General features: G+C 69.6%; 16 protein-coding genes and 1 pseudogene. 5 read left to right on the top strand and 12 right to left on the bottom strand.

The features are described 5' to 3' along the window. Nucleotides 1-262: 262 nt before the first annotated feature. From ACH49X_RS29730 to ACH49X_RS29695, 8 genes and pseudogenes are all read right to left on the bottom strand, one after another. Complete coding sequence (locus ACH49X_RS29730) at nt 263-1093, bottom strand: phosphatase PAP2 family protein (protein ID WP_357110071.1); 831 nt, start codon at nt 1091-1093, stop codon at nt 263-265. A 417-nt stretch (nt 1094-1510) separates the two neighbouring features. Further along, nucleotides 1511-1828 (bottom strand): annotated as a pseudogene (locus tag ACH49X_RS29725) (haloalkane dehalogenase); the annotation flags it as partial. 301 nt (nt 1829-2129) lie between these two features. Next, on the bottom strand, nt 2130-4658 hold the full coding sequence (locus tag ACH49X_RS29720; protein WP_195082059.1) for an ABC transporter permease: 2529 nt from the start codon (nt 4656-4658) through the stop codon (nt 2130-2132). Nucleotides 4659-4692: 34 nt separating this feature from the next. Continuing rightward, on the bottom strand, nt 4693-5469 hold the full coding sequence (locus tag ACH49X_RS29715; protein ID WP_195082060.1) for an ABC transporter ATP-binding protein: 777 nt from the start codon (nt 5467-5469) through the stop codon (nt 4693-4695). A 55-nt stretch (nt 5470-5524) separates the two neighbouring features. Beyond that, nucleotides 5525-6445 (bottom strand): hydroxymethylglutaryl-CoA lyase, encoded by a 921-nt coding sequence (locus tag ACH49X_RS29710; protein WP_195082061.1) that lies wholly within the window; start codon nt 6443-6445, stop codon nt 5525-5527. A 160-nt stretch (nt 6446-6605) separates the two neighbouring features. Further along, nucleotides 6606-7826 (bottom strand): CaiB/BaiF CoA-transferase family protein, encoded by a 1221-nt coding sequence (locus tag ACH49X_RS29705; RefSeq protein WP_195082062.1) that lies wholly within the window; start codon nt 7824-7826, stop codon nt 6606-6608. A gap of 319 nt (nt 7827-8145) precedes the next feature. Beyond that, nucleotides 8146-9075 (bottom strand): TauD/TfdA family dioxygenase, encoded by a 930-nt coding sequence (locus ACH49X_RS29700; RefSeq protein WP_357110063.1) that lies wholly within the window; start codon nt 9073-9075, stop codon nt 8146-8148. Between the two features lie 276 nt (nt 9076-9351). Beyond that, on the bottom strand, nt 9352-10122 hold the full coding sequence (locus ACH49X_RS29695) for a deoxyribonuclease IV (protein ID WP_067804414.1): 771 nt from the start codon (nt 10120-10122) through the stop codon (nt 9352-9354). Nucleotides 10123-10245: 123 nt separating this feature from the next. Here ACH49X_RS29695 and ACH49X_RS29690 point away from each other — a divergent pair, with 123 nt between their 5' ends. The 3 genes from ACH49X_RS29690 to ACH49X_RS29680 all read left to right on the top strand — a co-directional run bounded on the left by ACH49X_RS29690 (nt 10246) and on the right by ACH49X_RS29680 (nt 14912). Beyond that, nucleotides 10246-11388 carry a protein kinase gene (locus ACH49X_RS29690; protein ID WP_323124381.1) on the top strand — a complete coding sequence of 381 codons (1143 nt, stop codon included), beginning with the start codon at nt 10246-10248 and terminating at the stop codon, nt 11386-11388. Nucleotides 11389-11513: 125 nt separating this feature from the next. After that, nucleotides 11514-13322, top strand: coding sequence for a protein kinase (locus ACH49X_RS29685; RefSeq protein ID WP_357207824.1), 1809 nt, complete (start codon nt 11514-11516; stop codon nt 13320-13322). A 3-nt stretch (nt 13323-13325) separates the two neighbouring features. Beyond that, the gene (locus ACH49X_RS29680) at nt 13326-14912 is read left to right on the top strand and encodes a serine/threonine-protein kinase (RefSeq protein WP_195082064.1); all 1587 of its coding nucleotides are present in this window, start codon (nt 13326-13328) and stop codon (nt 14910-14912) included. A gap of 24 nt (nt 14913-14936) precedes the next feature. Here the strand turns inward: ACH49X_RS29680 and ACH49X_RS29675 are convergent, their stop codons facing one another. Further along, the gene (locus ACH49X_RS29675) at nt 14937-15767 is read right to left on the bottom strand and encodes a GNAT family N-acetyltransferase (protein WP_195082065.1); all 831 of its coding nucleotides are present in this window, start codon (nt 15765-15767) and stop codon (nt 14937-14939) included. Nucleotides 15768-15857: 90 nt separating this feature from the next. Continuing rightward, nucleotides 15858-16082, bottom strand: coding sequence for a hypothetical protein (locus tag ACH49X_RS29670; RefSeq protein WP_195082158.1), 225 nt, complete (start codon nt 16080-16082; stop codon nt 15858-15860). Between the two features lie 349 nt (nt 16083-16431). Here ACH49X_RS29670 and ACH49X_RS29665 point away from each other — a divergent pair, with 349 nt between their 5' ends. Then, complete coding sequence (locus ACH49X_RS29665) at nt 16432-16860, top strand: hypothetical protein (RefSeq protein ID WP_195082066.1); 429 nt, start codon at nt 16432-16434, stop codon at nt 16858-16860. A gap of 39 nt (nt 16861-16899) precedes the next feature. Here ACH49X_RS29665 and ACH49X_RS29660 read toward each other — a convergent pair whose 3' ends face one another. Both ACH49X_RS29660 and ACH49X_RS29655 read right to left on the bottom strand, forming a co-directional pair. Further along, on the bottom strand, nt 16900-18024 hold the full coding sequence (locus tag ACH49X_RS29660; RefSeq protein WP_195082067.1) for an acyl-CoA dehydrogenase family protein: 1125 nt from the start codon (nt 18022-18024) through the stop codon (nt 16900-16902). Nucleotides 18025-18033: 9 nt separating this feature from the next. Then, on the bottom strand, nt 18034-19206 hold the full coding sequence (locus ACH49X_RS29655; protein WP_195082068.1) for an acyl-CoA dehydrogenase family protein: 1173 nt from the start codon (nt 19204-19206) through the stop codon (nt 18034-18036). A gap of 204 nt (nt 19207-19410) precedes the next feature. Between ACH49X_RS29655 and ACH49X_RS29650 the strand changes: the two genes are divergently transcribed. Then, nucleotides 19411-20121, top strand: a complete 711-nt coding sequence (locus ACH49X_RS29650) for a hypothetical protein (protein ID WP_195082069.1) — start codon at nt 19411-19413, stop codon at nt 20119-20121. The last annotated feature ends 1 nt before the right edge of the window (nt 20122 follow it).

The following is a 20122-nucleotide window of genomic DNA, read 5'->3' as shown; positions in this document are numbered from 1 at the left end:
CATGTCCGCGCTCATGCGGGAGACACTCGCCGCGATGAAGCGCGGCGCGAAAGCCCACGGCCGGAGCGGGTCAGCCGGGATAACCCCCGGGGAACCCGCCCAACAGGGCGAACACTTGAATCGCCAGCGAAGACAGCAAATCCGCGATGGTCATCAGTTCCATGGCAACTCCTTGTCCGGACTGGCGAACTAGGACGGCTCTGCGATGGTACGCGCGGCGCAGCGCTTTTCCGGTCAGCGCCGCCGGGCGTGTGGCGGGCCGTCAGGGGCTGGTCGGCACGGGGTTCGGTGGAACGGGACCCATCACGCCCCATGCCGTCGCCGCCGCGGGCACCACGAGGGGATGTAGTACGGCCGACACCGCCAGCAACATGACGGCGACGACGGTGTCCAGCCAGTAGTGGTTGGCGGTGCCCACCACCACCAGCGTGGTCAGCGCCGGATGGGCCAGCGCGAGCCAGCGCCACGGCGTGCGGGTGGCGGCGACCACCGCCACGCCGAGCAGCAGCGCCCAGCCGACGTGCAGCGAAGGCATGGCCGCGAACTGATTGGACAGACCGCCGGAATCGGCGTCGCCGTAGACGGATTGACCGTATCGCGCGGCGAGATCGACGAACCCCTGGTCGGGCAGCATGCGGGGCGGTGCGAGCGGAACCAGGATGTGCACCACGAGCGCCGTCCCGGTCAGCGCCACCATGAGATTTCTGGTCCAGCGATAGTGCTCCGGCCGGAACGTCCACAACCACAGCAGGACTCCGACGGCCACGGTGAAATGCGCGCCGGCGTAATAGAAATTGGCCGGAACGGCGAGGAATTCGCGGTTGACGAACAACGCCTGCACCGACTGCTCGTCCGTCAGGCCGAGCCGGTCCTCGAGTCCGAGCAGGCGGTGCGCGTTGACCAGGGCGCGCCCGGTGTCGTCGGCGGTGATCAGCCGCCCCGCGCGATAGCCGAGGTAGAGCACCGTGATGAGGAGGAGCTGCCCGGCGGCCTCGCCGCCGCGCCCGCGCACGGCCGCTCGCACCCGTTCGGCGACTCCGCCCGGCGCGACCCCGAGCCCGGCGCCCGCGCCCCCGAAGTCCACAGCGACCATCACTCGGCCTCCTTCCCCGTTGAATCAGGCCGTTTACCGAGAGTTAAGTGGAGTGGTAACCTCCGTTTAAACTAGCACCAACGAACGGACAACTTCAGCAAGATGTGACGGGGCATACAGCACCGCGCACGGATCCGAGTTCGCTTGCAGCACAGGCGATCTCGTGATCTTCGCGGCCTACCGACGACACTGCCGCACATGCGGAACGCAGCACCCGGCCGCCCGTCACGGTGCGCCCACGTCTCATGCCGGCCGGAGCCATTCGACAATGCGGTGCCATGACGAGATCCCCACGGAAGATCGCGAGCCGGTCGTAGCCGGTGGCGATGCCGCGCCACTGTTCGCCCCTATCGGGCTAACCGACCGGGCTCGGCATCGGGTGATCGGCCTGCTCGGTTTGAACTCCGTCGACGGTGCTTACGGAAAACGCTTGGCGATCGCCGCCGTGATCGCGTCCGGTGCGTGTTCTTGAATGAAGTGCCGCGCGCGTGGCAGCTCGACCATGTCGAGATCGGCGAAGGTGGCACGCATTCGCGGGATATAGGCGTTCGGACGGAACGCCATGTCCCGCATCCCCCACACCAGCAGGGCCGGCTTGTCGCCGAGCAGGGCGGGCACGTCCCTGGCCAGCTGGTCCAGCAGCGGGCGCGCGGCGCGAATCTCTCTGGGCAGCACGGCGAGTCCGCGACGGGCTTCCGCGGTGGGCTGTACGGCGCGGTAGTGGTCGGCCTCGGCCGTGCTGAGCTTGCTTCCCAGTTCCGCGAGCAGGACGCGGCCCCTCCCTCCGCCGCCAGACTACCTGTGGGGCACCGCGACTCGCCGCCGCCGCCAGTGAACTGGCCGCTTCTGGGCTGGACTCGTGACGGGCCGCCGTGATCGGCGCACTCCCCGGTGTCCGGCTCGTGCCACGAGACCCGCCTGTCACGCCTTGGCGTTTCCTCCGGGTGCGCTGTTCGACTCGGCGGGTCACGGCCCCACGGAGCACGCGAGGGCTCGCTTCCGTGCGGCGCACGAGCATCGCGCGCCGCACGGACCGTCACAGATCGGCGATGGCGGCCAACGGTGGCGTGCGCGCCGCCCGCACCGCGGGCCACAGCGCGGCCAGCACTCCGACGACGGCCGAGCTGATCAGCACCAGGACCAGCTGGCTCCACGGGATGGCGATCTGGTCGAGCCCCAGATCGCGCAGCGTGCGCAGGAATCCGACGCCGAGGCCGAGCCCGAGCACCATGCCGACGATCGCGCCGAACACCGCGATCAGCATCGACTCCAAATAGATCGTGCGGCGTACCTGGGCGCGCTGCATACCGACCGCGCGCAGCATGCCGATTTCGCGACGCCGCTCCACCACCGACAGCGCCAAGGTGTTGACGATGCCGAGGATCGCGATCACCACCGCCAAGGCGAGCAAGCCGTACAGGATGGCCAGCAGGGTGTTGATCTGCTTGCCCTGGGCGCCCTTGAACTCCTCGCGGTCCTGCACCTGCACCACGACGAATTGCTCGGTGGCCTTCTCCAGGTCGGCGCGCATCGCGCTCATGTTCGCGCCCGGTTGCGCCTTGATCAGCACCAGGAAGTTGGTCCGGAAATTGAGCGGGACCACCTCGTCATAGACCGTCTGCGACACGACCATCGGGCCCAGCAACGGGTTCTTCTTGTACACCCCGGTGACGGTGAGCGGAACCTTCTTGCCGTCGACGCTGGTGGGGGTCACCTGCTCACCGACTTTCCAGCCACGGTCGTTCGCTTCGTCCTCGGACACGAGCACGTCCCTGGCGCCGAGAGTGTCGCTACCGCGCACGATCTCGTAGTTCAGCACGCCCCCCAGCGGACCGTCCGGCGACGTGACGAACACCTGATCGTCGCCGAGCTTGAACGGCGCGCCCCGCATTCCCACCACCTGCGCCACACCCGGCACCTTGGTGCGCGCGGCGTCGGCAGCGCCGAACGGCACACCGAGCAGTTGCGGTCCGGCCAGCACGTAATCGGCCCGCACGCCCTTGTCGACCAGCACGCCGACGCTCTCCTTCGCCGAAGCGCCCAGCATGCCGATCGCCGAGACCAGCATGAGGCCCAGCGTGAGGGCGAACGCCGTCGCGGCGGTGCGGCGCGGATTGCGGGCCGCGTTGTTGCGCGCCATCCGGCCGATCGGCCCGAACGGGCGCACCAGCACCCCGAGCCCGCCGACCAGCGGCCGCGACAACGCGGGCGCGGCGAGCAGCACGGCGAAGATCAGCCCGAGCGCACCCACTCCGACCGTGGCGGCCGCCGTGCCGCCGGTGCGCTGCGCGCCCAGCACGACGAGCGCCGCACCGATCACCGCGAGCACCGCACCGAGGATCGTGCGCAGGCGCAGCGAGTCACCGGTGGAGGCGAACTCCTCGCGCATCGCCTGCACGGGCGGAATGCGCGAGGCACGCCGCGCGGGCGCGTAGGCGCTCACCATCGTCACCGCGAGGCCGACCAGCAGCCCGACCACGATGGTGCGCGGCCGCACCGCCATCGATCCGGTCGGCAACCCGAGGTCGAAGGCATTGAGCACCGCCGACAATCCGAATGCCAGCGCGACCCCGCCCGCCAGACCGATCACACTGCCGATCAAGCCGATGACGAACGCCTCCGCCACCACCGACGTGCCGACCTGCCGCCTGCTCGCGCCGACCGCGCGCAGCAGCGCCAGCTCCCGCAAGCGCTGCGCGACGATCATCGAGAAGGTGTTGTAGATGATGAACGTGCCGACGATCAGCGCGATCGCGCCGAAGGCGAGCAGGAAGTAGTTGATGAAGTTGAGCGCGTTGGAGACTTCCTTCTTCAGGTCGGCCCGCACCTGATCGCCGTTCTGCACCTTGTAGCCGGGCAGCGCCTCGGCCAGGTTGTCGCGCAACTCGTCGCCGGGGATGCCGGTGGCCGCCAAATCCACGTAGGCGACGTGCAGGCCGTCGGTGAACAGCTTGCGCGCCTGCGTGTCGTCGAACAGCACCCCGATGAGACCGCCCGTGTCGGACGGTATTTCGTAGACGCCGGTGAGCGTCACGTCGATCGGCTCTGGCTGGGACGGGATGAGGATCTTGGTGCGGTCGCCGATCTTCAGCCCGGCCCGCTCGGCCCCGCCGGTGTTGATCGCGATCTCACCGGGCCGGGCGGGCGGCACGCCCTGTAGGAACTTCTCCGGCTCCGCGACGGCCTGTTCCGGCGGCAGGTACGACCTGCCGAACGTCGGCGCGCCTCCGGTCTGCACGGATTTCTTGCCGGTGGGATCGAGCAGCACCACCGGCCCGTTCACGCTGGGCGCGACCGTGCGGACGCCGGGATACTTCACCAGCTCGTCCACCACGTTGTTCGGAACGCCTTGCGCCTGGCGTTCTTTCGGGCTCACCCGGACGTCGACGCCCTTCGCCTCGTTGGCGAAGATCCCGTCGAAAGTGCTCTGCAAGGTGTCGGTGAACACGAACGAACCCGCGATGAACGCGGTGCCGAGCACCACCGACAAGAGGGTCAGCGCCAGCCGCACCTTGTGGGCGGCGAGATTGCGCAGCGCGACTTTGCGCATCGGACTTCCGGCCATCACGCCCGCCCCCGAATCTTCCGCGAACCGCCGGTCACGCCTGCTCCAACGCTTTCATCCGGTCGAGCACGGTGTCGGCGGTCGGATCGCGCATCTCGTCGACGATGCGACCATCGGCGAGGAAGACCACCCGGTCGGCGAACCCGGCCGCGTGCGGTTCGTGGGTGACGATGACGACCGTCTGCCCGAACTCGTCCACCGCGGCGCGCAGGATCGACAGCACCTCCGACGAGGAGCGCGAGTCCAGATTGCCGGTCGGTTCGTCGCCGAAGATGATGTCCGGCTTACCCACGAGCGCGCGGGCGCAGGCCACCCGCTGCTGCTGTCCGCCGGACAGCTCGCTGGGACGGTGGGTGAGCCTGCCGACCAACCCCAGCCGCCGCACCACCGTCTCCAGCCATTCGCGATCGGGTGCGCGGCCCGCGATGTCCAGCGGCAACGTGATGTTCTCCAGCGCCGTCAGCGTCGGCACCAGGTTGAACGCTTGGAAGACGAACCCGATCCGGTCCCGGCGCAGGCGCGTCATCTGCTTGTCCGACAGCGTGGTGAGGTCGGTGTCACCGATGCGGACGGTGCCCGAGCTGGCGCTGTCGAGCCCGGCCAGACAGTGCATGAGCGTCGACTTGCCCGATCCGGACGGACCCATGATCGCGGTGAACTCGCCCTTCGCGAACTCGGCCGACACCCCGTCCAATGCCCTGACCTGGGTATCACCCGATCCGTAGACCTTGGTCAGTTCGATAGCGTGGGCCGCGACATCGGTCGAGGCCGCCAGTTCGGCGGTGTCGGCACCCAAAGCTTGCGAAGTCATGCCGTCCAGTCTTACCGGCCGAGCCGTCACACGCCATCAGGGAACACCCTGTGTTTCAAGCCCTACCTACGACCCACTCGAAGGCGGACGCTTCGGAGCGGGCGCCTTCCGAGGCGCGGGAGCGGTTGGGTTCGCCGAGTTCGGCCAGCAGTTCTTCCGAGAGGCCGACCAGCGCGGCCAAGGTGGCGGGGGTGAACCAGTCCGGTCTGGTGGCGAAGAGGATGTCCTCGGAGGCGGTGTTGCCGCTGGCGCCGGGCGCGAAGGGGCAGCCGCCGAGGCCGCCCAGCGCGCCGTCGACCATGTCCGCGCCCGCCGCGACGGCGGCGAGGGTGTTGGCCACGCCCATGCCCCAGGTGTCGTGGCCGTGGAAGACGATCCGCCGCGGCGGCGTCCGGTCCCGCACCGCCGCCACCAGCGCGGACACCTCGCCGGGGTGAGCCTGTCCGAGCGTGTCGGCCAGGACGATGTCGTCCGCGCCCTCGGTGCGTGGGTCCTGGGCGATGGCCAAAACCCGCTCCGGATCGACCGGGCCGTCGAACGGGCAGGTGAACGCCGTCGCCAAGCAGAGCTGGATCGAGCCGCCCACCTCCTGCGCCAAGCGCACCGCATCCGGCATGGCGGCGACGCTGGCCTCGGTGTCGCGTCCGATGTTCGCCCGGTTGTGCGCGTCGGAGACCGAGAAGCAGTACTGGAAATTCCGCACTCCCGCCGCGGCGGCCTTCTCCACGTGGCGCGGCGTCGCCACCCACACCCAGCAACGGCGCAATTCCTCCGGCGTCAACGCGGCGACCAGCTCCATCGTGTTCGCCATCGGCGCGACCAGGTCCGGGCGGGCCATCGAGCCGATCTCCAGCGCGGGCACCCCCAGCGCGAGCAAGCGCCGCACGATATCCACCTTGCGCTGCACGGGGAGCAATTTTCCGGTCAGCTGCAGGCCGTCGCGCAACGTGACATCGCGCAACACCGGCGCGGTCATCGCTGCTCCCGCGCCCGGTGGTGGCCGCACATCACGCCGCCCCACGGCTTCTCGCCCGCCCCGGTCGGATTCGGCTGGACCACGGGCCTGCTGGCGCCCGGCGAGCGCGGCTCTCCCGCATCGCGGCCCTTCGGACGCCTCCGGTCGTGCGGCCGCGTGCTCATCGCGCCTCCAACGCGTCGATCTCGGCCTCGCTCATGCCGAGCAGACCGGACAGCACCTCCCGGGTGTGCTCACCCAGGTCGGGCCCGATGCTGCGGATGGGCAGGGATCGCTCGCCGATCACCGGGACGATGCCGGGAAAACCGACCTCCTTCGGCTCCTGCGCGCCGACGTCCACGGTGAACGACTGGATCATATTGCGTGCCCGGTACTGCTCGTCGGCCACGATGTCGGCCGCGGTGTAGATCGGACCGCACGGAATCGCGGCGGCGTCCAGCAGTTTCAGCGCCTCGGCGCGGGTGTGCCTGACCGTCCACTCCCCGATCGCCGCGTCCAGCCGCTCGCGATTGCGCCAGCGGCCCGCGTTGTCCTGCAGATCCGGATCCGCGGCCAGGTCGGGCCGTTCGATGACCGCCATGTAGCGCTGGAAGATGGCGTCACCGTTGCCGCCGATGATGATGCTGGTCCCGTCGGCGCACGGGTAGGCGTTGCTCGGCGCGATGCCCTCCATCCGGCCCCCGACGCGTTCGCGCTGGATGCCGTAGGCCAGATAGTCCGGCACCAGCGACTCCATCACCGACAGGATCGCCTCGTTCAGCGCCACGTCGATGACGCGCTCGCGCAGCGGCACCGGCCCATCCTCCTCGGTGCGGCGCTCGCGCTGGAACAGCGCCATCACGGTGCCGAACGCGGCGTAGATGCCCGCGATGGAGTCACCGATCGAGACGCCGGTGCGCACAGGCGGACGATCCGGATCGCCCACCAGTTCCCGCAGGCCGCCGACCGCCTCGGCCACCGCGGCGAACCCCGGACGCTCCGACATGGGCCCGGTCTGGCCGTAGGCGGAGATCCTGGTGATCACCAGATCCGGATTCGCTTCGTTCAGCACCTCCGGGCCCAGGCCCCATTTCTCCAGCATGCCGGGCCGGAAATTCTCCAGCAGCACATCGCAGCGCCGGATCAGGTCGAGCACGATCCCGCGCCCCGCCTCGGTGCGCAGATCCAGGGTGATCGACTTCTTGTTCCGGTTGATCGTCCGGTAGAGCATCGAGGTGTCACCGCCGTAGAGCCGCCAGTTGCGCAGCTCGTCGCCCGCCTTCGGGCGTTCCACCTTGATCACCTCGGCGCCGAAGTCGCCGAGAATGCGCCCGGCGGTCGGCGCGGCGATGTAATTGCCGAGTTCCAGGACGCGCACCCCGTCCAGCGGCCGAATACTCATGGCAACCAGTATGGGCTGTGCTGGTTTTGCCAGCGCCTGCGGCGCTGGGTGTTCGCGGCCCCGAGAAGTCTCGCGCCCGAGCGACCGAGACTCGCGACTACGTCGCATGCGCTTCGGTCACCCGGCCGCGAGACGGGCCGCGAACGGCGCTCGTAAGACTCGCACCCGGCGGGGCCGGGTTGGGCTGGGTCGTCCCGAGGATGTTGGGGCAGCACCCGGCAGAGCTGCGTATGTCCCACCCTCGCGTCCCGTGGGAGAGCGCGCGCACGGTGACACGGGGATACCGCATGGCCCCTCACAACCATGCGGGGTCCTCGTTTCAGGACGCGAGCAGCTGGGTGTCCTCGATGATCGAGTAGTGCTCGGCGTTGCCCGCGATGATGGTGCTGGACGAGCCGTCGACGCCGACGGGCACGTCGCCGGCCAGGGTGATGCGGGTCAGCTTGCGCGGCTGGTCGTCGTAGTCGTCGATGGCGTAGTGCTGGGTGGCGCGGTTGTCCCAGATGGCGACGTCGCCCGGCTCCCAGTTCCAGCGGGCGGTGTTCTCCAGGCGGGTCACCCGGTCCTGGAACAGCCGGAACAGCGCGTGCGACTCCGTGCTGGACAGCCCGACGAAGTGCTTGACGAAGTGGCCGAGCAGCAGCGCCCGCTCCCCGGTCTCGGGGTGCACGCGCACCACCGGGTGCTCGGTCTCGTAGTAGGTGGACTCGAACTCGGCGCGGTACGCGGCTGTGTTGGGGCGCGGGGTCTCCTCGACGCGGGCGTAGTCGTAGACGTTGGTGTGCACCGCGCGCAAGGAGTCGGCGAGCCGCTGGAGCGGCTCCGGCAGCGATTCGTAGGCCGCGACGGTGGATGCCCAGGTGGTGGCGCCGCCGTAGGAGGGCAGGTGCACCGCCCGCAGGATGGACGCCTTCGGGATACGGTCGACGAAGGAGACGTCGGTGTGCCAGCTGTTGGCGCGGCCGTGCTCGGAATCGATCGCCAAGCTCTTCACGCCGTGCGAGGTGACCGTCGGGTGCGGGGTGGTCGGCGCGCCGAGCAACTGCGCGAACTCGTACTGCCCGTCCTCGGTGAGGTGGTCCTGCCCGCGGAAGAAGATGACCTTGTGCTCCAGCAGCGCGCGGTGGATCACGTCGACGGTGGCCGGATCCAGATCGCCGCCGAGCCGGACGTTGTCGATCCGCGCGCCGATACGAGCGCCGAGCCTGGTCACCGAGGCCGTGGATGGGATGGCGGGTGCGACCGTCATGAGATCACCTTCGCTGTCGAGATCGGTTACTGCTCCGGAGAGCAGACCACTCGAACAACCCCGCTGACCAGGGTTTTCGTCGCGCTGATCGCAAACGGCGCGCAGGAACCGCCACTTCGGCCCACCGAGCGCGAGCCGATCCGGGCACCGACTTGCGGTCGGGCTCACGCACCGAGCGCATGCGACGTAGTCGCGAGTCTCGGTCGCTCGGACGCGAGACTTCCCGGGGCCGCGAACACCCAGCGCCGTAGGCGCTGGCCAAACCAGCACAGCAAATCAACCACAGTGCTCGCGGAGGTAAGCCAGGTCCTCGGCGAGGCCGTCGGCCGGGGTCTCCAGGACCACCGGCGCGTCCGCCGTGCGGCACACCTCGGCGAGCAGTTGCGGGTCGATGGTGCCGTCGGCGAAGTTGGCGTGCCGGTCGGCGCCGGAGTCGAATTCGTCGCGCGAGGAGTTCAGGTGGACCAGGTCGATCCGGCCGGTGATCGCCCTGATCCGGTCGACGACGCCGATCAGCTCCTCGCCACCCGCCCAGGCGTGGCAGGTGTCGAGGCAGAATCCGGCGCCGTAATCGCCGACCGCGTCCCACAGCCGGGCGATGGAATCGAAATGCCTGGCCATGGCGTGGTTGCCGCCCGCGGTGTTCTCGATCAGGATCGGCACCGCGAAACCGCCCTTGTCCTGCTGACGCTCGAACAGCTTGCGCCAATTGTCGATCCCGGTCTCGAGTTCGGCGTCGGAACGCACATGCCCGCCGTGCACCACCAGACCGAACGCGCCCAGGTCGGCGGCCGCCTTCGCCTGCTGGGCGACCGCGTTGCGCGACGGCATGCGCAGCCGGTTGTTCAGGCTCGCGACGTTGATCTGATAGGAGGAGTGCACCACGACCTCGATCGGGCTGGCGAGGATCTCCTCGGTCCGCGGATGCGGGGTGGGTTTGTCCCAGCTCTGCGGATCGACCACGAACATCTGGATGACGTCGGCGCCGAGTTTCTCCCCGAAGCCGATCGGGTCGCTGTCGAGCCGGACGTGTGCTCCAATGCGCATGCGGGCCACAGTACTGGCTGCTACCGACGACAATCGACGTCGCGCCGCGACTGTTGCATCGCGATGGCTCATCGAGATACATGGATAGTGTCCGCGCGCTCGACTCGACAAGGGGGTGTAACGGTGTTGCAGACCGGCGAGATCTTCGCGGGCTACGTCGTCAAACGCGTCCTCGGCCATGGCGGTATGGGCACGGTGTACCTGGCCCGGCATCCTCGGCTGCCCCGCCTGACGGCACTGAAGCTGCTCAAACGCGAACTCTACGCCGACACCGACATCCGCCGCCGCTTCGAACGCGAGGCCGATCTGGTGGCGCGCCTCGATCACCCGAACATCGTCACGGTGTTCGATCGCGGCGCCGAGGACCAGCAGTTGTGGATCTCGATGCAGTACGTGCCGGGCGCGGACGCCTCCTGCGCCGACGTCGATGTGCTCGCTCCGTGGCGCGCGGTGCAGATCGTGGCCGACACCGCGGCGGCGCTGGACTTCGCGCACGCGAACCAGGTGCTGCACCGCGACGTGAAACCGGCCAACATCCTGCTGGCCAAGGCGCCGATCGGGCAACCGGAACGGGTGCTGCTCACCGATTTCGGGATCGCGGGCATCCGGGGCGCGGAGAGCACGATCGGCTCGTCCGGCACGATCACCGCGACACTCGCCTTCGGCGCCCCGGAGCAATTGATCGGCAGGCCGCTGGACGACCGCGCCGACCAGTACTCGCTGGCGTGCACGCTGTTCTGGATGCTCACCGGGGCGCCGCCGTATCCGGGAGCCAACCCGGCGGCGGTGGTGAACAGCCATCTGTACGCGCCGATCCCGATGCTCAGCCGTGCACGTCCCGGCCTGCCGCCCGCGCTGGATCCGGTGCTGGCTCGAGCCATGGCCAAGCGGCCCGAGGACCGATTCGCCAGTTGCGCCGAATTCGCCACCGCGGCGAAACACGCCCTCGCCGAACATGCTGCGCCTCGGACCGCGCCGCACGGCATCCACTCCGACGGATACCCGACCGCGCCTGCGTACCGCACGGCCCCGGCCGCGCCGCAGCACCGGCCGATCCCGCAGGGAACCCCTCGGCCGTCCACACCGCGCCCGAGTTTTCTGCCGCCGCGCCGCCCGGCGCATCCCGGCCTGATCGAATTGCCCAACCTTCCCATGCGCCCGGGCTCGGCGGTGCGACCGCACCAGCAACCTCCGGACCCACGGCCTCCGCCGGACGGCGCGGCCCGCGTCGATCGCCCGCGCGCCACCACGCTCGACGAGCGATAGGCAAGGCGCGACTACTGCTATGGTTTCGATGTTTTCCGTGGTCGGGCCCATCTCCGGCCACGCGTTCTTTTGCTGTACGCCTGTTCGCCGGTGGGTCCCGGCGGGCGGCGGGAAGTGGAGCAGTCATGCTGGCCAGCGGTGACGTTTTCGCCGGCTATGTCATCGAGCGGCAACTCGGCCGCGGTGGCATGGGCTCGGTCTATCTGGCGAAACATCCGCGGCTGCCGCGGATGACCGCGCTGAAGCTGCTGAATCGGGAGATGTTCTTCGACAAGGAGGTGCGGGCGCGGTTCGAACGGGAGGCGGATCTGGTCGCCCAGCTCGATCACCCGAACATCGTCACGGTCTACGACCGCGGGCTCGAGGACGAGCAGCTGTGGATCTCGATGCAGTACGTCGACGGTATCGACGCCGCCTCGGTGGAACCGAAGTCGCTGCCGCCGCAGCGCGCGGTACAGATCATCAAGGAGACCGCCGACGCGCTGGACTACGCGCACGGCAACGGGGTGCTGCACCGCGACGTGAAACCCGCGAACATCTTGCTGGCCCGCTCCACCGCCGGTCGCGGTGAACGGGTGTATCTCACCGACTTCGGCATCGCGCGGCTGCGCGACGACACCGGTCATCTCACCCAGACCGGCACTTTCACCGCGACGCTGGCCTACGCCTCGCCCGAACAGCTCACCGGCGCGTCGCTCGATCACCGTTCCGACCAGTATTCGCTGGCCTGCTCGCTGTTCTGGCTGTTCACCGGCACCGGCCCGTTCTCCGCGACGAACCCCGCCGCGGTCATCCAGGGCCATCTGCAGGGCACGCCGCCCGCGCTGAGCAGCGTCCGGCCGGGCCTGCCCTTCGCGCTGGACGGCGTGCTGGCCAAGGCGATGGCCAAGCGCCCCGACGACAGGTACGGCAGTTGCGCGGAATTCGCCGCGGCCGCCGCACAGGCGCTGACCGGTTCCAGCGTGCCGTCGATGCCGGTGGTGGGCGGTCCCCGCCCGGCGACCGGCCCGCAGCACCCGACGGCGGGGCCGCGCCCGGCGACCGGGCCGCATATTCCGACCACGGGTTCCCCATATCCGGCTGCGCAAGGCCATTACGTCAGCGGCCCCGGCCACCAGGTGCACACGCCGCAGACCAGCGGACCGAACGCGCTCGCCTCGGCGTCGCCGGCGACTCCGCCGCCCGCGCCGGTGGTGAACTCGCGCCCGCACACCGGTCCCGCGCCGCAGCCGACGGCCGCCAACCCGTTTCCCCAGCAGCAGACCGGCTTCTCCACCTTCGCCCCGCCGCACGGCGCGCACGTCCATCCCTCGGCCGCGCCGCCGCCCAAGAAGAACACCGGCCTGATCATCGGTTTGGTGGTGGGTGTGGTCGTGCTGATCGTGGTGGTGCTCGGCATCATCGGCGCCGTCTCCGATTCGGGCTCGAACAACGCGGGCACGACGACCACTTCGGCGGTGAAGCCGAATCTGGTGGACGCGACCCCCGAGTCGGTCAGCGCGGAGTTCCCGCGCATGGTGCCCGCCTCCAAGACCGAGGAGGTCGGATACAACGGCGCCGAGTGCTGGCTGGCCTCGCCGAGTTCGCCGCCGTCACCGTCGAAGGGCGAACCGGACTTCGGCGACTGGGCCGCGCAGTGGCGCTGCTTCAAGGGCGGCAACAACGAGGATCCGTACTACCGCATCTACGTCTACAAGACCCCGGCCGACGTCCAGGCGGTGTTGAAGGGCCTGCCCTCGTCGGCCGCCAAATCCACCGACACCAACGGCGGAAAGTCCTACACCAACTACAAGTACGTCGACGACGGCGCCAAGATGGTCACCGCGTTCACCGGCGACCCCGATCGGACCCAGTACCTGATGTACACCGACGGCTTCTCCCACACCACCGTCAACGAGCTGCTGCGCTGGTGGCGCTCGGCTCCGCTGAACTGACCGATGCCGAATACCGGCGAGGTCTTCGCGGGATACACCATCGAGCGCCTGCTCGGCCGCGGCGGAATGGGATCGGTGTACCTGGCCCGGCATCCGCGGCTGCCCCGGTTGACCGCGATGAAGCTGTTGAACCCGGACCTGTTCGACGACACCGAGTCCCGCGTCCGTTTCGAGCGGGAGGCCGACCTCGTCGCGCGACTGGATCACCCGAACATCGTCACGGTGTTCGACCGCGGCGTCGAGGGTGACCAGCCGTGGATCTGCATGCGCTACATCGACGGCATCGACGCCGCCGCGCTGGAGGCATGGGCGCTGCCGCCGCAGCGAGCGGTGCGGATCATCGCCGAGACAGCCGAGGCGCTGGACTTCGCGCACGGCCGAGGGGTGCTGCACCGCGACGTGAAACCGGCGAACATCCTGCTCGAGCGCGTCGAAGGGGATCAGGAGCGGGTGTTCCTGTCCGACTTCGGCATAGCTCGGTTCCGGGACGACACCGGACGGCTCACCCAGACCGGCGCCTTCACCGCCACCCTGGCCTACGCCGCGCCGGAGCAGCTGTCCGGCGCACCACTGGATCACCGCGCCGACCAGTATTCGCTGGCCTGCACGCTGTTCCGGCTGCTGACCGGCACGGTGCCGTTCGACGCCACCAATCCGGTCGCGGTGATCCAGGGGCATCTGAACGCGCCGCCGCCCGAGGTCAGCAGGCTGCGGCCCGGCTTGCCGCACGCGCTGGACGGCGTGCTGGCCAAGGCGATGGCCAAGCGTCCGGCCGATCGGTTCGACTCGTGCGCCGAGTTCGCGGCCGCCGCATGGCAGGCGCTGGCCGCACCCGCCGCCCCGTGGCCCACGCCCGCGATCCACGCGGATCCCCTGGTCCTCGCGCCGGGTAAGGCACGGCGTCCCCGGCGGAGAGCCTCGATCGGCGCCGGGATCGGTCTGCTGATGGCGCTCGGCGTGGTGGGTGTGCTCGTCGCGGCCTCGTTCCGCGACACCCCGTCCGGTTCCGCCGCACCGGCAACCACGGTGCCAGCGCAGCGCACCGACGCCACCACGCCGCCGACCACCAAGCGCCCGACGACGAGCGGCGCGGCCACCACGGACCGGGCCACGATCGGCGCACGCGCGGCGGAGCTGAGCGCCGCGTTCCCCGGCATGCTGCCGGAGACCTCCCCCGAGCGCCTGGTGCATTCCGGCACCGGATACAACAAGGCCGGTTGTTTCGCCCACGGGCCGGACGACGCGACGACGCGCGACCACGACGATCCCGATTTCGGCCCTTGGGTAATGATGTGGAGCTGCTTCGGCGGGCCGAACAAGGCGTCCTTCGACTTCTACCTGTACGGCTCCCCCGACGACACGCAGGCTGTACTCGCCGCCTTACCGGCCAACGATCGCGCGACCGCCGCCAACGACAGCGGACGCAGTTACACCAACTACACCCTGCACGACAGCCGGAACCTGCGCCCGCGAATGGTCACCGCCTTCCCCGCAGACCCGAGCCGGGCGGCGATGCTGATGTACAGCGCCGGATTCATCGCCACCGAAGCCGAGTTCATGGATTGGTGGAAATCCGCGCCGCTGAATTGAGTTCCCCCTGGGGAGCGGCGCCGGTTATTCGAACACGTAGTGGGCGAACTCGTGGGTCGGGTGGAAACCGATCGCTCGGTAGATCCGGTTGGCCGTGGCGTTGGCGGGGTCGGCGAACAGGCACACGTCCAGGTTCTCGGTTCGCAGCAGCTGCGCGACGTGCGCGGTCACCGCGGAGGCGTAACCGTGCCCGCGCGCGTCCGGCGGGGTGTACACCGGCCCGATCCGCGACCAACCCTGGATCGGAATCTGATGCGCGGCAAGGCTGACCGGCTCTCCCTCGCGTTCCCACAACCACCAGCGGCCGGCCTCCACCCGGCGCCGGATCGCGGCCTCGTCCAGCCGGGGCCCCGCGCCCGACTCCTGCTCCATGGCCGCCATCCAGTCCACGCACAGCGCGACGTCGGAGGCTTGGGCGCGGCGCGGCGCTCCGGCCACGTCCGGGAGGCGCAGCGCGCCGAGCCGGTGCAGCCGAGCGCGGTAGGACTCGCGAAAGCCCTTCCCGAGCAGACCCTGCCACTGCTCGGCGAAAGCGGCGGCGTCCGCGACCACGCCCTCGACGCCCGAGTTCTCGGGCACCACCTCGGCCAGCGCGCGCGCCACCGCGGGAATCCCGTCCGGCGGTAGCGCGCCGAGATACACGTCGCGGCCCGCCACGCGCATGGCCGCGCCGATCACCGCGGCGTCCTCGCCGTGGACGGAGAGAAAACGCGATGCCTCGGCCGGGGCATCCAGGCCCGTGACATGGTTGGCGACGCTCGTGGTGAGCACGGTGTGCCGCAGCGGATCGCGGAGCAGGAACGCCCCCGCGACCGAGCGGAACTCGGCGGCGTCGGTGGTGATCTCGATCCTCATACAGATCACGGTAGGCGCCTGAACTGTTGCGCGCCTTGATTTCTCACGCTCGACGCCGAGCCGGTCGGCAGGCGACCGGCCGGTTTCCGGTCAGTCCGCTTCGCCGCCACCCTCGCGGAGTTTGAGCAGAACCAGTCCCGCGGTGCAGGCGAGAATGAGTCCGGCGACCGTGATTTCGACGTGCAGGCCCGCGATGCCGAGCACCGCCCCGACGAGTCCGCCGATGAAGATCAGCCAGGCGAGCGTCCGCGACACGATCGTGGACAGCGAACGGCCCTGCTGGTTCGACGCGAGATGCTGTGCCGTTGCCGACACGCCATCTTCTGCGGCGCGGGACGAACCACGCCGCGACGCTGTCGAGTAAGCTCCCATCATCTACTCCTCGATGACGCCGGTCAGAGAACCACTATCACGTTCTCACACAACGTGTCTCTCATCCTTGAACCGGCGTCTCACGCGTAACTTTGCTCACACACGCTACGACTCCGGGACGCCGGAAGATAGCGACACGTGCCCACGACACGCCGAAGAGACCAATTCGATATCTGAATCAGAACTGTTTTAAATACGCCGTCCGGCGTATCCCCAGCGACCCACTCGCCTCGCCCGACCGACCGGCCTCGAGTAAGGTGAGTCCACTCGATACACACGAGGAGCGTCACCGTTGGAGAGCAGCAGGGCCAAGATCGCCGGTCCGGCGATCGCCGCGGGAGCGGTTTCCATCGGACTCGTCCTGATCGGCGCCTGCGGCGTCGGTCGACAGGACACCTACGTGCCGCCCCCACCGCTCAAGGCGGGCGAGTACGCCGAACCCGTTGTCCACGAGGACACCACCGGCTCGACCACCCCCAAGGTCGTCATCCCGCCGTCGCCCACCTGGCGGATCGCACCGGCCGACCAGCGGCGCCCGACCCCGTTCGCGGGGTTCATGAGCAGCACCACCGCCGAGCCGTCCCCGGGGAATCCGCACGAGGACACCACACAGCCGTCGCCGCCGGATGAGCCGAGGCCGACCGCGGCGCGAGCGCCGAGCAGCGACTCGACGGACGAGGCGCCCACGCAACTGCGGAGCGGGCCGGGGGACGACCAGTGAGACGCGGTGGTGCGCAGGCACGCACCACCGCGCCACTTCTCACAGTTCGGGCAGCTCGTATTCGCCGACCCGCGAGCTGAGCACCCGCAGGTGCTCGAGCCCGCTGCCGAGGGTGCGTTCGATCGCGGTCAGCCGGGCCACGTAATGGCTCACCGGGTACTCCGCGGTGACGCCGATGCCGCCGTGCATCTGGATCGCCTCCTGCCCGATGTGCCTGGCCGCGCGGCCGACCTGCAGCCGTGCGCGCGACGCGATCACCGGATCGCCGGCCCCGTCGGCCAGCGACGCCGTGGCGTACAGGCTCATGCTGCGCGCCAGCTCCAGCGAGACGTACATGTTGGCCGCGCGCTGGGTGAGCGTCTGGAACTTCGACAGCGTGACGCCGAACTGCTTGCGCTGCTTGAGGTAGTCGGTGGTCAGCCGCAACGCTTCCTCCATCGCGCCGACCGACTCCGCGCACAGGCTCGCCTGCGCGTGGGTGAGCACCGACTCGATCGCCCCGGTCGCGTCCGCTTCGCCGAGCCGCTCGGCGGGCGCGTCGGTCAGCTCCAGCTGCGCGCCGCGCTGGCCGTCCACCGTGCGGTAGGACTTGCGGACCACACCCGCGGCGTCCGGCGCGACCAGGAACAGGCCGACCCCGCCCTCGGGCAGCGCGGCGCTGACCACCAGCTCGTCGGCGCTGTCGCCGTGCGCGACTGGGTTCTTCACACCGGTCAGCGTGTACGAACCGCCCTGCGCCGTCGCGGTGGTCGCCAACTCGGCCGCTGGCCAGCGCACCCCGGGCTCGGCATGGGCGAAGGCGAGCAGCTTCGCGCCCGAGGCCACCTCGGGCAGGATCCGCTGCCGCTGTTCGGCGCTGCCCGCCGCGGCGACCAGGCCACCGGGGACCAGCACCGCGTCCAGGATCGGCTCCGGCGCGAGCCTGCGGCCCACTTCCTCGAGTACGACCATGGTCTCCACGGGACCTGCGCCGACGCCACCGTCCTCCTCGGCGAAGCTCAGGCCGAGCACGCCCAGTTCGGCGAGCTGGCGCCACACGTCGCGGCTCCAGCCCAGTTCGGAGTCGACCACCTTCAGCCGTGATTCGGCGTCGTAGTTGCGGGCGAGCAGGTCACGGACCGTGTCGCGGAGCATGACCTGTTCATCGGTGAGATCGAAATCCATGGTGGCGCCTCACAATCCGAGGATCGTGGAGGCGATGATGGTGCGCTGCACCTCGCTGGAGCCTCCGTAGATGGTTGTCTTGCGGTAATTCAGGTAGGACGGGCCGCTGCGCTGCGCCCAGCCGGGCGAGGCGATGTCGTCGGCGCCCACCGGGATGGCGTCCGGCCCGGCGATGTCCAGCAGCAGCTCGGTGGCGGCCTGCTGGAGTTCCGAACCGCGCAGCTTCAGCACCGAAGAGGCCGGATTCGGCTTGCCGTCGGTGGAATTGGAGACCACCCGCAGCTGGGTGAGCTCCAGCGCGAGCAGCTCGTTCTCCAGTTCGGCGATCCGCGCCGCGAAGATCGGGTCCTCCAGCAGGGTGCCGTTGCCCGACTTGGTCTTCGCCGCGTACTGCTTCGCGACGCCGAGCTTGACCTTGGTGCGACCGACACCGGTGATGCCGGTGCGCTCGTTGCCGAGCAGGAACTTCGCGTAGGTCCAGCCCATGTTCTCCTGGCCGACGAGCTGGTCGGCGGGGACCCGCACGTTCTCGAAGAAGACCTCGTTCACCTCGTACCCGCCGTCGATCAGCTTGATCGGGCGGATGGTGACGCCGGGCGACTTCACGTCGAACAGCAGGAAGGAGATACCCGCCTGCTTCTTCGCCGCGCTCGGGTCGGTGCGCACCAGGCAGAAGATCCAGTCGGCGTACTGGGCCAGCGTGGTCCAGATCTTCTGGCCGTTGACGATGTAGGAATCACCGTCGCGGACCGCCGTGGTGCGCAGCGACGCCAGATCCGAACCCGCGTCCGGCTCGGAGAAGCCCTGGCACCACCAGATGTCCAGCGCCGCGGTGGGCGGCAGGAAACGCTCCTTCAGCTCCTGCGAGCCGAAGTGGGCGATCACCGGGCCGACCATCTGCGCGTTGAACGTCAGCGGCTCCGGCACCGAGGCCAGCTGCATCTCGTCCTGCCAGATGTGGCGCTGCATCGGCGTCCAATCCTTGCCGCCCCACTCCACGGGCCAGTTGGGCACCGCGAGGCCGTGGTCGTTGAGGATCTTGTGCGCGGTGACGATGTCGTCGCGGGACAGCTCACGGCCGTCCCGGACGCGCTCACGGATGTCGGCCGGGATCTCGGTCCGATAGAACTTGCGCAGTTCGTCGCGGAAGGCGACGTCGTCGGGGGACAAGGATAGTTTCATACGCATCTCCCTGCGTGTCTCGTACGTCCGAGTCAAACCTACCCCCCGGTAGTCCTCCATTGTCGAGTGGATCACAAGGAAGGGACATCAGCGTCGCCTGCTGCGGCGTCTTCCGCGCCGCTCCCCGGGACGGCGACCGCGGCGAGCTGGTACGTTGCTGCAGGTGGGCCGGGTGCCCACAGGGTTCGGTATCGAGGAGAACGAGTGAACGGCAGGACCATCGCACGCGCCGCGGCCGCCGCGGCATCCCTCGGCATCGGCGCGGTCCTCACCTTCTGCGCGCCCGCCACCGCCGAGCAGCCCCGGGACCCGGTGGACATCGGCTTGGCCCATCTCACCGAGATCGCGGGCGCCGACCCGTCCGCCCAGGATGGCGTCGCCGCGCTCACCCGCTACGCGGGCCTGATCGGCGCCGCGCACCTGCGCGAGGTGTCCAGCGTGTTCACCCCGTTCTCCTACGCCGCGCCCACCTTCGGCTGCGGCAGCAACGGGCCGATCACCACGATCATCGCCGCCGCGACGACCGAAGGGACGGGCAACGGCCGCGACCTGAACGTCGCCCCCGGCGAGCTGCGGTTCAGCGCCACCCCCTCGCACTCCGGCGCACCCCTTGCCTCCGGGCTCGTCGTCGCCTGGGTGAACGTGAACACCGGCGCCAGCGGCATCGACCCGCTCGACGACCTGACCGAGTACCGCATGCCGACGCTGTCCAAGACGGTCAGAAGCGGGCCCGGCACGGTGCTCGCCTCGATGTGGGGCATCATCGACTACCCGTTCGCCCACTGCGTGATGACTCCCACCGTGGGTCTGTTCACGGTCCCGGACAACCCGGCTCCGCCGCCTTCGGCCCCGGCTCCCGCCCCGGCCCAGCCCGCGCCGAGCGGCTCCGGCGGCGAGCCCACCCCGACGCCGTAGG

The organism is Nocardia sp. NPDC019323 (assembly GCF_044389845.1).
Lineage (GTDB): Bacteria > Actinomycetota > Actinomycetes > Mycobacteriales > Mycobacteriaceae > Nocardia > Nocardia implantans.
This window is presented reverse-complemented; position numbering and strand designations above follow the sequence as displayed.